The 14,807-nt window shown below is 69.5% G+C and carries 15 protein-coding genes; 4 read left to right on the top strand and 11 right to left on the bottom strand.

Annotated features, from left to right (window positions below):
• Window positions 1-41 precede the first annotated feature (41 nt).
• From ACWCRD_RS39625 to ACWCRD_RS39600, 6 genes are read right to left on the bottom strand one after another with little or no spacing between them, the layout of a single operon-like run.
• On the bottom strand, window positions 42-1,139 hold the full coding sequence (locus ACWCRD_RS39625) for a glycosyltransferase family 4 protein (protein WP_450970525.1): 1,098 nt from the start codon (window positions 1,137-1,139) through the stop codon (window positions 42-44).
• Entirely contained in the window at window positions 1,136-1,672 is a 537-nt protein-coding gene (locus tag ACWCRD_RS39620; protein WP_120051345.1) for a dCTP deaminase, read from the bottom strand. Before ACWCRD_RS39620 ends, ACWCRD_RS39625 begins: the two co-directional genes overlap by 4 nt.
• Entirely contained in the window at window positions 1,669-2,208 is a 540-nt protein-coding gene (gene dcd / locus ACWCRD_RS39615; RefSeq protein ID WP_120051344.1) for a dCTP deaminase, read from the bottom strand. The genes ACWCRD_RS39620 and dcd overlap by 4 nt, the downstream gene beginning before the upstream one ends.
• Window positions 2,205-3,434 carry a metallophosphoesterase gene (locus ACWCRD_RS39610; RefSeq protein WP_450970524.1) on the bottom strand — a complete coding sequence of 410 codons (1,230 nt, stop codon included), beginning with the start codon at window positions 3,432-3,434 and terminating at the stop codon, window positions 2,205-2,207. Before ACWCRD_RS39610 ends, dcd begins: the two co-directional genes overlap by 4 nt.
• Entirely contained in the window at window positions 3,431-4,714 is a 1,284-nt protein-coding gene (locus ACWCRD_RS39605) for a UDP-N-acetylglucosamine 1-carboxyvinyltransferase (protein WP_450970578.1), read from the bottom strand. Before ACWCRD_RS39605 ends, ACWCRD_RS39610 begins: the two co-directional genes overlap by 4 nt.
• A 35-nt stretch (window positions 4,715-4,749) precedes the next feature.
• Window positions 4,750-5,187: an ATP-binding protein gene (locus tag ACWCRD_RS39600; protein ID WP_450970523.1), complete on the bottom strand. Its 438-nt coding sequence runs from the start codon at window positions 5,185-5,187 to the stop codon at window positions 4,750-4,752.
• A gap of 175 nt (window positions 5,188-5,362) precedes the next feature.
• Here ACWCRD_RS39600 and ACWCRD_RS39595 point away from each other — a divergent pair, with 175 nt between their 5' ends.
• A complete protein-coding gene (locus ACWCRD_RS39595; protein ID WP_361285147.1) occupies window positions 5,363-6,637 on the top strand; it encodes a helix-turn-helix domain-containing protein in 1,275 nt (424 codons plus the stop codon).
• Entirely contained in the window at window positions 6,634-7,182 is a 549-nt protein-coding gene (locus ACWCRD_RS39590; RefSeq protein WP_120051340.1) for a flavoprotein, read from the top strand. Before ACWCRD_RS39595 ends, ACWCRD_RS39590 begins: the two co-directional genes overlap by 4 nt.
• 6 nt (window positions 7,183-7,188) lie before the next feature.
• On the opposite strand, the gene ACWCRD_RS39585 is transcribed toward ACWCRD_RS39590, so the two are convergent.
• From ACWCRD_RS39585 to ACWCRD_RS39570, 4 genes are all read right to left on the bottom strand, one after another.
• A complete protein-coding gene (locus tag ACWCRD_RS39585) occupies window positions 7,189-8,865 on the bottom strand; it encodes a mobilization protein (RefSeq protein ID WP_450970522.1) in 1,677 nt (558 codons plus the stop codon).
• 4 nt (window positions 8,866-8,869) lie between these two features.
• The gene (locus tag ACWCRD_RS39580) at window positions 8,870-9,301 is read right to left on the bottom strand and encodes a MobC family plasmid mobilization relaxosome protein (RefSeq protein ID WP_450970521.1); all 432 of its coding nucleotides are present in this window, start codon (window positions 9,299-9,301) and stop codon (window positions 8,870-8,872) included.
• A gap of 358 nt (window positions 9,302-9,659) precedes the next feature.
• Window positions 9,660-10,826 carry a DUF3631 domain-containing protein gene (locus ACWCRD_RS39575; protein WP_450970577.1) on the bottom strand — a complete coding sequence of 389 codons (1,167 nt, stop codon included), beginning with the start codon at window positions 10,824-10,826 and terminating at the stop codon, window positions 9,660-9,662.
• Between the two features lie 679 nt (window positions 10,827-11,505).
• A complete protein-coding gene (locus ACWCRD_RS39570; protein ID WP_189783312.1) occupies window positions 11,506-11,748 on the bottom strand; it encodes a helix-turn-helix transcriptional regulator in 243 nt (80 codons plus the stop codon).
• A 467-nt stretch (window positions 11,749-12,215) separates the two neighbouring features.
• Here ACWCRD_RS39570 and ACWCRD_RS39565 point away from each other — a divergent pair, with 467 nt between their 5' ends.
• Together ACWCRD_RS39565 and ACWCRD_RS39560 are read left to right on the top strand one after the other, a co-directional pair.
• Complete coding sequence (locus tag ACWCRD_RS39565; protein WP_450970520.1) at window positions 12,216-12,533, top strand: helix-turn-helix domain-containing protein; 318 nt, start codon at window positions 12,216-12,218, stop codon at window positions 12,531-12,533.
• Window position 12,534: 1 nt separating this feature from the next.
• Window positions 12,535-13,872 (top strand): tyrosine-type recombinase/integrase, encoded by a 1,338-nt coding sequence (locus ACWCRD_RS39560; RefSeq protein ID WP_450970576.1) that lies wholly within the window; start codon window positions 12,535-12,537, stop codon window positions 13,870-13,872.
• An 87-nt stretch (window positions 13,873-13,959) separates the two neighbouring features.
• Here ACWCRD_RS39560 and ACWCRD_RS39555 read toward each other — a convergent pair whose 3' ends face one another.
• Window positions 13,960-14,598, bottom strand: coding sequence for a hypothetical protein (locus ACWCRD_RS39555; RefSeq protein ID WP_365833696.1), 639 nt, complete (start codon window positions 14,596-14,598; stop codon window positions 13,960-13,962).
• Window positions 14,599-14,807: the final 209 nt, after the last annotated feature.

Raw genomic sequence — 14,807 nt, 5'->3', positions numbered from 1 at the left:
AGTGAGGGGGCTGGTACGAAACTGGTTGCGGCGCGGGCAGGTCAGATGAGCTGTTTGCCGAGGTCGGCCAGGGCAGCGGCGGTGGCTGTGAGGGGATAGCGAGTGGCGTTGGCGCGGCCAGCGACTTGGAGAGCCGGGAGCAGGCCGGGGGTGGAGCGGAGTCGTTTGAGGTCCTGGGCGAGGGCGGCCGGGTTGGTGAAGTCGGTGGCAAGACCCGTTGCGGCGAGGGTGTCGCTCAGCCCTGGAACGGGCTGGTAGACGACTGGTAGTCCGCAGGCTTGGGCTTCGAGAGCGACCAGGCCCATGGCTTCGAGGGTGGTCGAGGGCATGACGAGGGCGTCGTGGTCGGCGAAGGCTTTCCACAACTGTGGACGGCTGAGCCAGCCGAGGTAGCGGACGTGGACCTTGAGCAGGCGTAGGAGCGGGGTCAACCCATGGAACTGGTGACGCGGCGCCGCGATGCTCAGTTCGACGGCCTGGGCTACGGGCATCGCGCGCAGGAGCGCCTCGATGCCCTTCTCGGCGGTGAGGCGTCCTGCGTAGAGCAGACGGAGGTGTCCGGTCGGTCGGCGGGCAGGGCGCGGCGGTGGGGTGGTGAGCAGGTGATCGGGCACACCCCAGGGAATCTTCTCGATCTTCCTACGCTCCATTGTGGGCGCGAGCTGAAGGAGCCGATCCGCCATGGCGCCCGTCGGGACGACGATGGCGTCCGCGAGACGCGCAGTTTCCCGCAGGACACGCATCTGGTCGCGATGGGCCTCGGCGAACAGCAGGTCGGTGCCGTGGACGAGCGCGATCCGGGGGCGTGCGGGTAGGGCGCGGATCAGGGCGGGGGTACCGCCGAAGGCGAGATGCTGGAGGTGAAGGACATCGATGCTGGCCGGGTTGATGCCCTGCGTCAGGGCCCGACGCAACGCGTTGACGTACGCCGTGAAAGGCGGCCCAGCGAGGCATTTGCCGGGCACGGTCAGCAACTCCAGCCCCGAAGGTACGTGGGGTGGAGGCGCCTGCGGGGCGAGCATGAAGGCGCGGGCCGGCACCAGCGGGTCCTCGCCGGTGTAGAGGTCGAGAAAGAGCTCGACGCTGCCGCCGGCGCTGCCGAAGGGCAGGTCGAGGAGGGTCGCTACCCGAGGACTCATGTGGCACCTCCGGCGAGCTCTTCATAGAGCCGCGAGATGTCGATGCCTGCGGTCGCCGCGTACTTGAGGCCGTGCTGTTGGTAGCTGGCGGGGGTTCCGAGGCAGCGGAGGAAGACGAGCTTGCCGAAGGTCATCCGGGGATAGACGCGGACGGGTCTGGCGGCGCGGATCTCCAGGGTCCAGTGGATGGCGTGGCCTTGGTGGCCGAGGGGCGCGGAGACGTGGACCCAGATGCCGAGCGCGCCGGTGGTGCGATTGCCGTTGAGGAACTGGGCGTACGCCTCCGATCCGGTCCTCTCGTGGGTGATGCCGAGGTAGAGCACGCCGGGGTGCAGGACATATCCGGAGTCCGGGATGGCGGTCTCGGCGTACGGCGTTGGAGAGGCCGCGTCCAGATCGGTGTCGCAGATGCGCAGGGTGTCGCCGAGGCGCCAGTCGTAGGCGTTGGGGGAGAGGCGGGCCGGATCGTACGGGTCGATCACGATCTCGCCTGCGGTTTGGGCGGCGGCGATCGCGGGTCCGGTGAGGATCACGAGGCCACCGCCCGGAGCTTGGTCACGTCGCGCCAGTAGGCGGAGGGCTGCGGGCCGGTCGCTGCCTGGTACTTGCCTTCGTATGGCGAGATGGGGCCGGCGGAGGCGAAGAACATGATCTGTCCGATCCGCATGCCCGCGTAGACGCGCAGGGGGCGGATCGGCGTGAGCATCAGGGTCCACTGGCCGTGGAAGCCGATGTCCCCGATCGGGGCGGTGATCTCGACGAACAGCCCGAGCCGGCCGACGGAGGACCGGCCGAACAGCAGCGGGACGAACACGTCGGAGCCGACCTCTTCGAGGGTGTGGCCCAGGTAGAGCTCGCCGGGTTGGAGCACGTATCCGTCCGGTCCGATCGCGAACTCGGTGGTCGGGTTTGGTTGGTGGGCGTCTAGGACGCCTTCGGCGTAGGCGAGCAGGGTGGGGCCGAGCCTGACGTTGTAGCTGTTGGGGTTGACCTGGTCGGGGGCGAAGGGCGTGATCCGTAGGCGGCCGTCCTGGGCGGCGGCGGTGATCTCGGGGCCGGTGAGGATCACCGTGTGCCTCCTTGAGCGGGCGTGGTGAGGACGTGTTTGAGGGCCTGGCTGAGGAGTAGTCCTGCGGCGTGGGAGCGGCCCGCGAGGTAGTTGTCCGCGAGGTAGTCGGTGGTCAGCACCGTGGTGACGCCGTCCGGCAAGGGGTCCGGCAACACGACGAGAGGACCAGCCTGTTCTGTGAGGAAGGCCAACAGGCCGGGCAGGTCCTGCCAGAAGTCCACTGGGACGCGGGCGTGGACGAGCTGGTTGTCGAAGGGCTCGATGGCCAGCAGATCGCCCAGCGTGAGGATGTCGCCGAGTGGGACGGTCCGCAGCGCGGTGTCGTTGAGGATGATCGCGTCGGCACCGAGCCCGCTCCTCAGGCGGGCGGCCAGGTCGACGAGCAGGCCGCGGCGATCGAGTGTCTGGTGTTGATACGTCCGGGCGATCGGCCCGATAGCCACCGCCAACTCCTTCCTGGCCCGGCCGATCTCCTCGATCGCCTCCGACAGCTCGGCGGCGAGAGCAGCTGGCGTCCGGTCCGGGAAGCTCGTGGAGCCGGCACCCCAGCCCGGCCCGACCGGTGTGGCGACCGCGTACCCGTCGGCGAGTTCCTGTCCTTTGACGATGAGCGTGTCGCCCACGCGCGCCGGGCCGTACTGCTCGGTGTGGCAGTGCCCGGCGAAGATCACATCAAGGAAGGGGCAATCAGCTGCCAGTTTGAGGTCTTCGTCGAATCCGGAGTGGCTGAGCAGGATCCAGCTATCCACCTCGTGGTGGTGGGCGAGCAACAGCTCGCGCAGCGCCTGGACTGGATTGATGACGCGGTGTTCGGCGCGCTCGCCGACGGGAATCGAGTGGAAAGCCTGCTGACCGATCACCGCCGTGATGCCCACGCGTCGGCCGTCGATCTCGACGATCCGCATGCGGCGGAAGAGCGCGTCGCCGGTGTCGGCGTGAACGGCGTTGGCGCAGACGGTGAGCCGGTGGAGATCCGGTTCGAAATGGTGCGGCCAGCCGTGGTTGCCGGGCGCCAGGATGTCGTACAACTTGAGCAGGATCTTGCGCTCGATGGCGCCGTGGGCGAGGCGGTAGTAGCCGGAGCCTTCGAAAAAGTCGCCGCAGTCCACGATGAGCGAGGTCGGACGGAGAGCGTGGAGGTGGGCCAGGAACGGGGCGGCGTTGTCGAGGGCGGAGTGGACGTCGGTGGTGGCCACGATCTGTCGCAAGGCGCGGGCGGCGGTCATGGGGTGACCTCGCAGACGTCGGCGCCAAGAGCGCGAAGCTTGCCGGGCAGATCGGCGTGGCCGCGGCGGAGTTGGTCGAGGCCGCCGACGGTGGTGACGCCTCGCGCGGTGAGGCCGGCGACCATGAGGGCGGAGCCGGTGCGGATGTCGGTTGCCTCCACGCCCGCTCCGGTCAGTTGCTGAGGCCCGGTCAGGCGGCACTCAGTGGGGGCGATCTCCTCGATCTCGGCCCCCAGGCGGGCCAGTTGGGGCAGCAGGTTGCCGTGGCGGCCGGGATTGATCGCGTCGGCGAACAGATGCGTGCCGGGCAGGCCGAGGGCGAGTGCCATCAGGGGCGGTTCGAAGTCAGCGTCCAGTCCGCCGGGGCTGAGGGTGGCGATAGCTCGCAGGGGGCGGCTCATCGGCCGTGTGTCCTGGGCGTGGACGCGGAGGGCGTTGTCCTCTGCGCTGGCCGGGATTCCGAGGCGGCGGAGGGCAGTTACGAGTGGGGTTACGTCCTTGCCGTGCACGCCGTTGACACGAGCGGTACCTCTGGTCGCGGCGATTGCGCAGGCCAGTGTGCCGGCCTCGATCTTGTCGCCGGGCACCTGCCAGACGACGGCGTCCTTCTGGCCGACAGAGGGCGGGGAGAGCGTGAGGAGGTGCGCGCTGATCTGGGTCTCCCAGCCCACCGAGCGGAGGGCGTCGAGCACGGACAGGACTTCTGGTGAGAGGTTGGGTTCGCCCAGCTGCAGGGGGCGACCGGTTGTCACGGCGCGCAGCACTGCGGCCACGGTCGCCCCACGGGAGCGGAACGGCAGCACCAGGGACACGGTGCCGGTGCGGGGTGTGACGGCCTCGATGCGGTAGCCGGAGTCGTCCTGTGCGCTCCGGTCGCCGAACGCCTCGTACACCTTGAAGTGCAGATCCATGCCGCGAGCGCCGATCCGGCAGCCACCCGGCCAGGGAAGTCGGGCCTCGCCGTGCCGGGCGAGCAGGGCGGGGACCAGGTAGTACGAGGCGCGGATGTGGGCGGCCTGCGGCAGCTCGGGATGCGTGTGTCGGCTCTCGGTCGGCATGAGTACTGCGGTTGTCTGCTCGCCGACGGGACGGGCAACGTGCCAGCCCGCCTGCTCCAACAGGGCCAGCAAGATCTTGACGTCCGTGTTCGCAGGGATGTTGCCCAGCCGTACAGGGCGGCCAAGAGCCCCTGCCGCGGCCAGCAGCGGCAGAGCGGCGTTCTTCGAGCCATCCACGGTGACGGTGCCGGTGAGTGGCGGGCCGGGGCGTACGGCGATCACCTCGGCGGCCCGAGTAGAGGTGCTGGTGGGCACGGTCAACTCCTTTGTAGGGGAAGGGAAACGGTCGTCTTCGTCGCCGGGCGGACGGGCAGGGCGATCTCAGCCCAGCACCGCTTGCCCGTCGGCGTCAGTTCGGCGGCGTACCGGTCGGCAAGAGCGGCGACGAGGAACAGGCCGCGACCGTTCTCGCCGTGCTCGTCCGGGAGGCCGGGCCGAGGCAGCACCGGACTGGAGTCGCGCACCTCAACGCGCAGGACGGCTGCGAGCAGCTGCACTTCCAGCGAGACCTGACCTCTGCCGGCGTACCGGACGGCGTTGGTGACCAGCTCGCTGATCACCAGCTCGGCCGTGTGCACCACCTCGTCGTCCAGATCCACCTCCCAGCCCTGTATCGCCTCCACGGCCTGGTGCCGGACGGAGGCGACCGCGGTGGGGTTAGCAGGTACGGACAGGGTGAGCTGGTGCGCTGCCATGAGCGGCCTCCCGACGTTGGTGCGGCCACTTCACGCAACCAGCTCGTAGCAGTGGGTGGTTAGGCCAGGTGCCGGCGGTGCATCGGTTATGCAGGAGCTGCATCACGGCGAAGTACGGCTGACCTACGCTCGGTTGAGCAGGCAGGATCGGCGACGGCAGAAGGGGCCGTGGCAGATGGCCGAAGCACACAGGGAAGCGAGACGGATCGGCGAAGTGATCCGTCAGGCACGAGTGTTACAGCGGCGCTCGCAGAAGGACGTCGCCGCCGCGCTCGGCTACCACCAGTCCAAGGTGAGTCGTCTGGAGGGCGGCCGTGGCACGGAGGACATCCGTGTCCTGCGTGCCGTCGCGCAGGAACTCAAGATCCCTGCCCAACAGTTGGGTCTTGCCACTGCTGTTCCCGACGCCTCCGCCACCGATCCCGAAGCAGACGACATGCACCGCCGTACCTTCCTCGCCGCGAGCATCGCCGCGCTCGCGCCCCCTGCCGCCTCGGCCGCCGCCCACGACGATCTCGTCCAGGCCCTCCTCCCGGGACTGAGCGCGGCAGGTACCGACGCCCCCTTGGACACGATCGCGCTCCGAGAGCGGGTCGGGACTGCCCGCAAGCTCTTCTACACCTGCGACTACGCAGAGCTGGAGCGCACCCTGCCCGGCCTGATCGCCGACCTCAGACTGGCATCCAGCAGCACGACGGACAGCGATGTGCTGTCCGCGCTGCTGGCCACGACGTACCAGACTTCCACCAGCCTGCTACTCAAGCAGCACGACCAGGGCAACGCCTGGCTCGCGGTCGGCCGTGCGATGGCCGAGGCCGAACGCTCAGGCGACCCCATAGTGTTGGCCTCCAGCGTCCGCGTACAGGCCCACGTCCTGGCCCGCGAGAAGCACACCGCCCAGGCCGTCACCCTCGTTCGCCACACGGCCGATCAGCTCACCGGCTCGTACGACCGCCGCTCTCCGAAGCATCTCGCAGCCGTTGGGCTGTTGCTGCTCCGCGGTGTGACCGCAGCCAGCGGCGGTGGCGATCGCGCGGCCACTGAGGAATTCCTCGCCGAGGCCAAAGAGGTGGCCCGGTACGTATCCCTCGACCAGCCCGATGCCTGGGCCAACTTCAGCCCGACCAACGTCGCCCTGCACGAGCTCAGCGCCCTGGTGGCCTTCGGCGACTCCGGCCTCGCACTCCAGGCCGCCCGCCCGCTCATGCGTCGGCACATCCCGGTCCCCGAGCGGCGGGCGGCCCTGTGGGTGGAGACAGCCCGCGCCTACAGCCAGCAGGGCCGCCTCTCCGACGGCTACCAAGCCCTGCGCATCGCCGAGACCTGCGCCGCCCAGGACGTCCGCCGACCCGCCGTCCGCGACCTGGTCGCCGACATGGCCGCCCGCGACCGCCGCCGTACTCTGCCGGAACTGCACCACTTCAGCCGCCAACTGGGAGTCCCTGCGTGAGTGAGCCGACCGACCCGGAGAAGAAGCCCTTCCTGTACGTCGTCGTCTGCGCCTGCGGCATCGCCGACGACGTCGGCAAACTGATCACCGCTGCGCAGGGGCAGCACTGGGACGTCGGCGTCGTCGCCACGCCGCAGGCACTGGGCTTTCTCGACACCGAGGCGATCGAGGCGCAGACCGGCTACCCCATCCGCTCCGCCTGGCGAACGCCCGGCGAGGCCCGCCCACTGCCGCCCGCCGATGCCATCGCGGTCGCGCCGGCCACCTTCAACACGGTCAACAAGTGGGCGGCAGGGATCTCCGACACCCTGGCACTGGGCATCCTGTGCGAGGCGTACGGCATGGGCATCCCGACCGCCGTCCTGCCGTATCTGAACTCGGCGCAGGCCGCCCACCCCGCCTATCGCCGCAGTCTGGACTGGCTGCGGGAGATGGGTGTGCTGATCGGTTCGTACGAGCCGCATCGTCCGAAGGCCGGGGGCGGGGCGGACCGCTTCCGCTGGGAGGAAGCGGTGGAATTGCTCACCCCCAAGCTGTCCGCCTAAGCCTGATCAGCGCTGTCGTGTCGAATGCGGCGGAGATTGGACGGGTGGGGTTGGGCGCTGCGTGCCGCTGAGCTTCGCTGCTTGGGCTTGTGGACTGGGTGCGTGGCGTTCGCCGAGGCGGCGGATGCGCCAGGTCAGGGCGCGGGCGGGACTGTGGGCGTCGTCCAGGGTGCGCTGGCCGAGGGCCTGGTCGAGGACGGTGGCTGCGTTGTGTCCTGCTGCTTCTGCCTCGGCGAGCACGGTGGCGAGTGCACCCCAGGCGGGATCGGCCAGGATGCGCTCGGCGTGTTGCGGTACTGCCTCCTGGAGGTGGTGGGCGTAGCGGCGCTTGGTCTGCAGGCTAGGGGAGCGGCGTGCGAGGTCCGTTAGGACCGGGCCGGCGACCTGCGCGTACGCGACCTGCAGATGGACGAGGGCTTGTTCCGCTGCTGCCTCCTGTTGGGCGTGCTGGCGGGTGCGGTGCCAGTGGATCGCGTAGGCGACCGCGGTGAGCGCGACGTCCAGCAGCATCGCCAGCCCGGCACCGTCCCCGTGCTGTGTGGGGTCCTTCCAGATCGCCTGGACGCTGCGACGCAGAGCGCGGGTGCTGTCGAGGTCGGCGGCGATGCGGGAGCGGGTGGCGCGCTCGAAGACGGCCGCGGCCTGTTCGAGTTCGGCCTTCAGCGTCGACGGTGCGGTGACCGGCAGGAGGTCCAGTGCCGCCCCGAGCGCGACCAGCTGTCCCTGCCCCGTCGGGTCGTCGCCGTGGGTGAGGTGGTGGGGGATGCGTTCGGTGGCGTTGGTCGCCTGGTGCCACGGGTTGCCCGGCCGGACGGTGGCCCGTTCGGGGCTGGTGGTGGCGAGACGCCGGCGGATCTGGGGGAGGGAGAGGTCGGGGGCGAGGGTGGAGCCGGAGTAGAAGACCGGCTGGCCCTTGTCGTTGGTGTCGCCGGGCAGGGCGAAGTTGCAGCCGAGTGCGTCGCCGGACGGGCCGTGCTTGAGGCGCACGTTCACGCCGGTGGCCTCCAGCAGGGCGAAGAACTCGGCCTCGTCCGCTGCGGCGGCGACGGCTCGGCGGACCCGCAGGCGCAGGACGTCGCGGGAGGTGGCGTCCTGGCCCAGGCGCTTGGCCTTGAAGTGTTCCTTGCTGGTGGGGCGTTTGGCGGCGGTGCCGTCGCCCGGCTTCAACCGCCTCAGCCCGTAGTCGATTTCGATCTTTCGGGCTTCGCGTTGGACGGCGCGCTGGTCGTAATCGCGCTGGGGGCGCCTGCCGTCTTGCCGTACGAGGGTGGCGGCGATGTGGATGTGGTCGTAGGCGTGGCGGACGGCCACCCAGCGGCAGGCTTCGTCGTCGCCTGCGGGGGCGATGCCGGCGGCGGCCACGATCCGGCGGGCGATGTCGGCCCACTGGGCGTCGGTGAGGATCGGGTCTTCGGGTGCGGCACGGACGGGGCAGTGCCACACGGTGTACTTGGGTGCCTTGTCGCCGAGCATCTTCACGGGCTGGTCGAGCTGCGCGGCGAGCTGGGCCTCTACTTCCTTGGGGTCGCGGTGGGGGCTGCGGCCGGGGTCGGGGGCGAAGTTGTTCCAGGAGGCCACCAGGTGCGGGTCGATGTGCTCGTTGGCCCGGCCCTTGCCGAAGAGGTAGCCGATCGTGCGGCGCGTGGCCTCTGGCCCCTTGCCGAGGATGATCTTCGGGATCAAGGGCTCACCGCCCCTCGGTGATCTGGGCGACCGCGGTGTCCACCTCGGCGATGGACGCCTCGACACGCTCCAGGAGCCGTTGGACGGTGTCGGGGTGGGGCCAGGCGCCGTCCTTGTTGAGGTGCCAGGTGAGCTGGTTGAGGTTGTTGCCGATGCCGCCGAGCTGCCGGTTGGCGGCCATCAGCGTCTGCACCATGGCGCGGTAGTCGGCGACGGTGGCGGTGGGGTCGTCGGCGCGGGCGGCGGCGAGCGCGCACTCGGCGACGTAGCCGCCGGGCTGCATGCGGCTCAGGGCGGCGGCCTTCTGGACGAGGGCGAACTCGTCGTCGTTGTAACGGGGGTGGACGCGGTGCTCGCGCAGCTGTTTGTCACGCAGACGGCGACGCGGCGCAAACTGCTGTGGCACATTCGACGACGACTCGCTGCCCCCACTCACGGTCGGCTCCCCCGGGCCGACCGACTCCGGTGCCCCTGCGCCGGATGCCTCCGCCCCCTCCAGGGCGGGAGCCGGGTAAGGACTCCTTACCCGACAACTTGCTGCGCGTGTGACGGGGGTAGTGGCCATCTGTTCCTGGGGCATGCGGTGTTCGGGGTGCAGGTCGCGCATCGGAGTACTCCGTTGTTACGGGGCGGCAGGTGTGTCACGTGCGTCGCATCCGTCCCATGCCTGGTCAGCACAGGTACGGACACTCGGGCAGGTACGGAGAAGTCCGTCCCGGCGAGGACATCCGTCCCCGCGCTGACCTGCGCGGGGACGGATGCGACGCATTGATACGGACCCTGAGGGAGGCGGGTCAGCGGGCGGGCGTGGGGCCGGTGGGGCCGCCGGGCGGGCCGACGGGCAGCTGGCCCGCCGGGGCGGCGGGCGGCTTGCCCTGGGCCCGGTGCGCAGGTGTGGCGTCGTGCGCGGGGGTGGGCGCCGTCTCGGTGAGGTCGGGGCAGTGCCGGGCCCAGCTGTCGAGGAACCGGTTCCGGGCGTACCCCTTGGCCTGCCTGCCCTTGTCGAAGCGGTAGTTGGCCGGGCTGATGCCGAAGTCCCTCAGCATGTTGCCCAGGTGGTGGGCGTTGAGTCCCTTGGTGCCGTGTTCCGCCCAGGGGGCGTCGGCGTCCTGGAGCAGGGTGGTGACCAGATCCAGGGAGGACATGGCTTCGGGGTTGCCGTGTGCCTGGAAGATGCGGTGGATGTCGCGCAGCAGCCTTGTCTTCAGGTTGGTCTGCTCGTCCTGGACGGCCTCGTAGCGGGTCATCGCGACACAGGCCGCACGGGCACGGGCGGGCCAGTGGCCGCCGGCCAGGTCGGCGATGATGACCAGCGGTTCCCAGGTGTCCGCCGCCCGGTCCTCCACCGGCATGGTCGGCGCCATGCGGCCAGCCGTGCCGCGCAGCGGTCCCAGCCAGGCGGCCAGCTTGTCCCGCAGCGCGTTCAGTTCCGGTGTGGCGTAGCGCGAGCGGAACGGGGTCACCTTCTCGCCGGGCTTGCGCTTTTGCATGCGGAGCACGACCGCCCGGTCCGTGATCGTGTCGGGCAGGTCGCCGATCGAGGCCAGTGCGGCCATGGCGAAGGTCGGATACGGGGTCGGCTTGTGCTCCGGACCGGAGATGCGCCAGGCGGGCCGGTTGCGCTGGTGTCCGGCGTTCAGCAGGCCGCGCAGTTCCTCGTTCTCGCCCGCCTTGCTGAAGATGGTGTCGGCCTCGTCCACCAGGATCGTGCGCGGGTTCTTGCCGATGACACGGAAGAGCACGGCCGTGGACATGTTCACCGTCATGATCGGCTGGTGCACGGTCTCGTGGAGCACGTCCAGCACCCGGGACTTGCCGCAGCCCTTCGTCGGGCCGACGACCGCCAGGCGCGGCGCGTGCTGCAGAACGCTCTGGATGTGCGTGGCCGCCACCCACAGGGTGACCGCGGTCAGCGCCTCGTCACTGGGCAGCACGACGTACTTGCCGATCGCCGCCCGCAGCTCATCCAGCAGTTCCGCACCCTCACCGGAACCCTGTTCCGAGGGGGCTGCCGGTCCCCGAGGAGGTCGGGGACCGGCCTCCTGATCCGGTCCCCGTGCGTCGACGGGACCGGTCCCCTCCTGCTGGGCGGTTCCCGCCACGAGGGTGTCGGTCCCCACCGACTGGCGGGGACCGTGCTCACCGTCCCCACTGCGGTCCCCTGGTGCAACTACCGCCTCTTGGGGACCGGTCCCCGATTTCCCGCCGCTGGCCTGCGGGTTTGCACCGGATGTCGATTCGGGGACCGGGACGTGCGGGGACCGAGTGCCGGGCACGTCGCGGGGACGGTCCCCAACTGCAGCATCGGCAGACGTCTGGGGACGGTCCCCGTCTGCTTCCGCTTCTGCTGGGTGTTCGGCGGTCCCCGACGCGGGGGACTGCGTGTCCTGCTGATCGCTGCGGCGCCAGGGGATGCCCTCGCCGGGGACCGCGGGAGTCGGCCAGACGGTGGGGGAGGTGTTCGTGGTGCTGGGGGACGTAGAGTCCTCCATAGGCGTTCCTCTCCGGTGAGGGGCAGGACGGGCAAGGTCCCGCCCCTCACCAGCTCGTTCGTTCAGGGATGGGCGATCGGCAGGGGAGTCTTCGGCCCTCGGCGTTGGCGCGCCGGGGGCCGCTTCGTTGTCCGCGTCAGATGCGGGATCAGGCCGTGAGGTCGTACGACGTCTGGGCGTCCAGCCACGCGTCCACCTCCGGCCAGCGGTAGCGCAGGTGACGGCCGACCTTGTGGACGCTGGGGCCGATGCCCCGGTACTTCCACTGGTAGAGCGTCTTCACCGGCACTCCGAGATAGGCGGCGACCTCCGCAGGGGTGGCAAGCGGGCCACGCTGGGCAGCCGCAGCGGTGGCAGGGGCGTTGGTGCTGCGGGGAGGGGTCTTCGGCACAGGGCTCCTTTTCGGTCTTGAACAATGGGCTGGACAACACAGCCACACCACCCGGAGAAAAGTCCAGAGTTGGTTCTGAAACTCCTCACTACTTCTTTCGGTGTGGCCGGGGAGAGGGAAACAGTAAGGGTGGATCCCCGGTTGCCGAAATCGCTCCCGCCGGGCCCGAAATTTTCTAGCGGCGAAGCAACCCGCCGAGGTGCCGGAATCCGGTACCTCTGCAGCTCAGAGGTGACACATGGCGGTCAGGGATGACGTGACTGACCCGCCGGGCATCATGGCTGATATATGCTCAAATCACCCATATCGAAAACGGCGAGGGAAGGTAACACGATGCCTCGGCCGAAACGCCTCGCGAGGTACCGGAATTCGACGAGACGAACGCCACTTCGCCCCCGAGCGACTATTGGAGAGTTTAAGAGCTAACTCTTGCCATGGCGGCCGGCTGCAAGTTACAGCTATCTGTCATGCCCAACCGACCTGTCGAAATAGGCCCCGCCGGCCTCCACGCCGCCCGCGCCATCGAGCACCTACGTCTCGTGCGCGGCCTGACCCAGCACCAGCTCGCCGCCCGCTGCACCCAGCTGGGCCGTCCGATGGCCAACACCGCCCTCAGCCGCACCGAACGCGCCCGCCGCCGCTGCGACGTAGACGACCTCGTCACGATCGCCACCGCGCTCGGCGCCCCTCCCGCAGCCTTGCTGCTCCCGTGGCCGACGCACTCCCCGGTGCCGCACGCCACCTCCCACTTCCTCATCCCCACCCAGGAGGCCCTTCTTGGCTGACGTGTACGACCGCTGGCACAAGTCCCACCCCAAGCCCACCGAGGTCGAGTGCGGCGAGCACAAGAGCCGTACGAAGCGGATGGTCCCGACTGCCGACCACGGCATCGGTAAGCGTTGGCAGGTCCGTTACCGCGACCTGGACGACCGCCAGCGCAAGGAGAACTTCCACACGAAGGCCGAGGCGGACAACCGCGCCGCCGAGGTCGACGTCGAGATCCGGCAGGGCTCCTACGTCGTCCCCGCTGAGACGAAGCAGACGCTCGTCGCCTACGCGCAGAAGTGGCTCGACGCGAACTCCGTCGGCCCGACGACTGCGCTCCGCTATGAGGCGACGGTCCGCAACCACATCACCGAGCACCTCGGCCGACGCGAGCTGCGATCCCTCAACCAGCCCTCGGTCATCCAGGGTTGGATCCGCACACTCCAGGACGGCGGCCTGGAGGTGTCGACGATCGAGGGCATCTTCGACATCCTCTCCAGCATCCTCGGCGCTGCCGTGGAGGACGGGCTGCTGCCGAAGAACCCGTGCAAGGCGAAGTCGGTCAAGCTCCCGACCGCGACCAAGAAGAAGATCATCCCTTGGCCACTGGAGCGCGTCCGCGGGGTCATCACCGGACTGCCGAAGCGCTTCCAGGCCGGCGGCAAGCTCGCCTTCGGCTGCGGTCTGCGGCAGGGCGAGTTGTTCGGCTTCGCCGTCGAGGACATCGACTTCAAGGGCGGCTGGATCCACGTCAACCGCCAGGTGCGGCTGGTCGGTACGAAGCCCGTCTTCGCCCTGCCCAAGGGCAACAGGATCCGGTCAGTGCCGCTGTCGGCTCAGCTCGCCGCCGCCCTCAAGGCCCACATGAAGGAGTTCCCGCCGGTCGAGGTCACCCTGCCGTGGACCAAGCCGGACGGCGAGCCGAAGACCTTCCGCCTCCTCTTCGTCGACAAGAAGGGGCGGGCCTACAACCGCAGCGTCTTCAACATGGGCGACTGGAAGCGCGCCCTGGCCGCCGCCGGCGTGATCCCTCCCCGCGAGCGCGGAGCGCGCTACCTCCAAGCGGCTCCGGAAGACGGCATGCACGCCCTCCGGCACGTGTACGCCTCCGTGCTCCTGGACGCGGGGGAGAGCATCAAGGCGCTCTCGGAGTACCTCGGCCACTCGGACCCCGGTTTCACGCTGCGGACGTACACGCACCTGCTGCCGTCCAGCGAGACCCGCACCCGCAAGGCGATAGACGACGCCTTCACGGAAACGGAAGCCGAGGCGGAAGACGGCGGCGACCCGCCTGCCGCCCAGGGCACATCAGCACCCCCAGTAAAACCAATGTGCCCTCAATGTGCCCTGGCCGCCTGACGGCCCCTCCCGGGAACCAAAAAGGGCGAGGCCCGAAGACCCCGCCCAACCCGCAAGAAACCGCAAGAAGCCCCAGCTCAGAGCCGATCAGGGCCACACCAGGCAGTACGGCTGATGCCCCGCCTCATGCAACCGATGGCTGAAGTCCTGCCACTCGTGCAGCAGTTGGTACACGTTGAACGCATCCCGCGGGCCCCCGCGGTCCGGCACCGTCGACCAGATGAAGGCCGCCGCGCCCACCGCTTCCTCGCCTATGCCCCGCAGCGGGTCGACGACCGTCATCGGGAGCTTGACCACCGCGTAGTCGGGGTGCAGGACGACCAGTTCCAGGGGCGGGACCTTGTGGAGGGGGACGCCTTCGATGCCCGTCAGCACCATCGCCGCCATCGTCTCCGGCTTGATCTTGGTGAACATGCCGTTCATGCCGAGCTCGTCGCCGCCGAGTTCCTCGGGGCGCATCGAGATCGGGACACGGGCCGCGGTCGCGCCGTCCGGCGCGCCGAAGTACTTGTACGTCACCCCCACCCGACCACCATTCCTGCTCCCCGCCCGGAGCGCGTCGCCCCGGCGGTCGATCCGCCGGTCGATCTGCTCGGGCTCGCTCGGTGCACCCTGTCCCCGACGTGTCTCGGTCGCTTCCTCCGCCTCGCGTCGGTGCCTTCCTCGATGGGCACGTCGAGGACCCAGGTCATCAGTCCCCTCGCCCAGTCCGCCACCGCGATGCATATCTCCACCCGACTGCTTTTCTAGGACGCGTGGCCCCCGCCGCGCAACCCGATCATCGTGTCAGTGACCTCCCCCGCGGCCGCCCGCCGAAACGTGCGTTGAAACACCTGTCCGCAGGATCTTCGCAGCCTCTGAACAAGCCTCCGTACACCTCGTCGTACACCTGGCCGCGCACCCGGTCGTACATCCCTCCGTACACCTATACGTAC

The organism is Streptomyces sp. NPDC002092 (assembly GCF_053593775.1).
The sequence above is the reverse complement of the archived record's forward strand: the minus strand, read 5'-3'. Positions and strand labels throughout refer to the sequence as shown.

What these genes read in the sequence shown, in the direction of transcription:
- ACWCRD_RS39595 (WP_361285147.1), top strand. Translation starts at nt 5,363, where the DNA reads ATGGCCGAAGCACACAGGGAAGCGAGACGGATCGGCGAAGTGATCCGT.
- ACWCRD_RS39565 (WP_450970520.1), top strand. Translation starts at nt 12,216, where the DNA reads ATGCCCAACCGACCTGTCGAAATAGGCCCCGCCGGCCTCCACGCCGCC.
- ACWCRD_RS39555 (WP_365833696.1), bottom strand. Translation starts at nt 14,598, where the DNA reads ATGCATCGCGGTGGCGGACTGGGCGAGGGGACTGATGACCTGGGTCCT.
- ACWCRD_RS39625 (WP_450970525.1), bottom strand. Translation starts at nt 1,139, where the DNA reads ATGAGTCCTCGGGTAGCGACCCTCCTCGACCTGCCCTTCGGCAGCGCC.
- ACWCRD_RS39600 (WP_450970523.1), bottom strand. Translation starts at nt 5,187, where the DNA reads ATGGCAGCGCACCAGCTCACCCTGTCCGTACCTGCTAACCCCACCGCG.
- ACWCRD_RS39610 (WP_450970524.1), bottom strand. Translation starts at nt 3,434, where the DNA reads ATGACCGCCGCCCGCGCCTTGCGACAGATCGTGGCCACCACCGACGTC.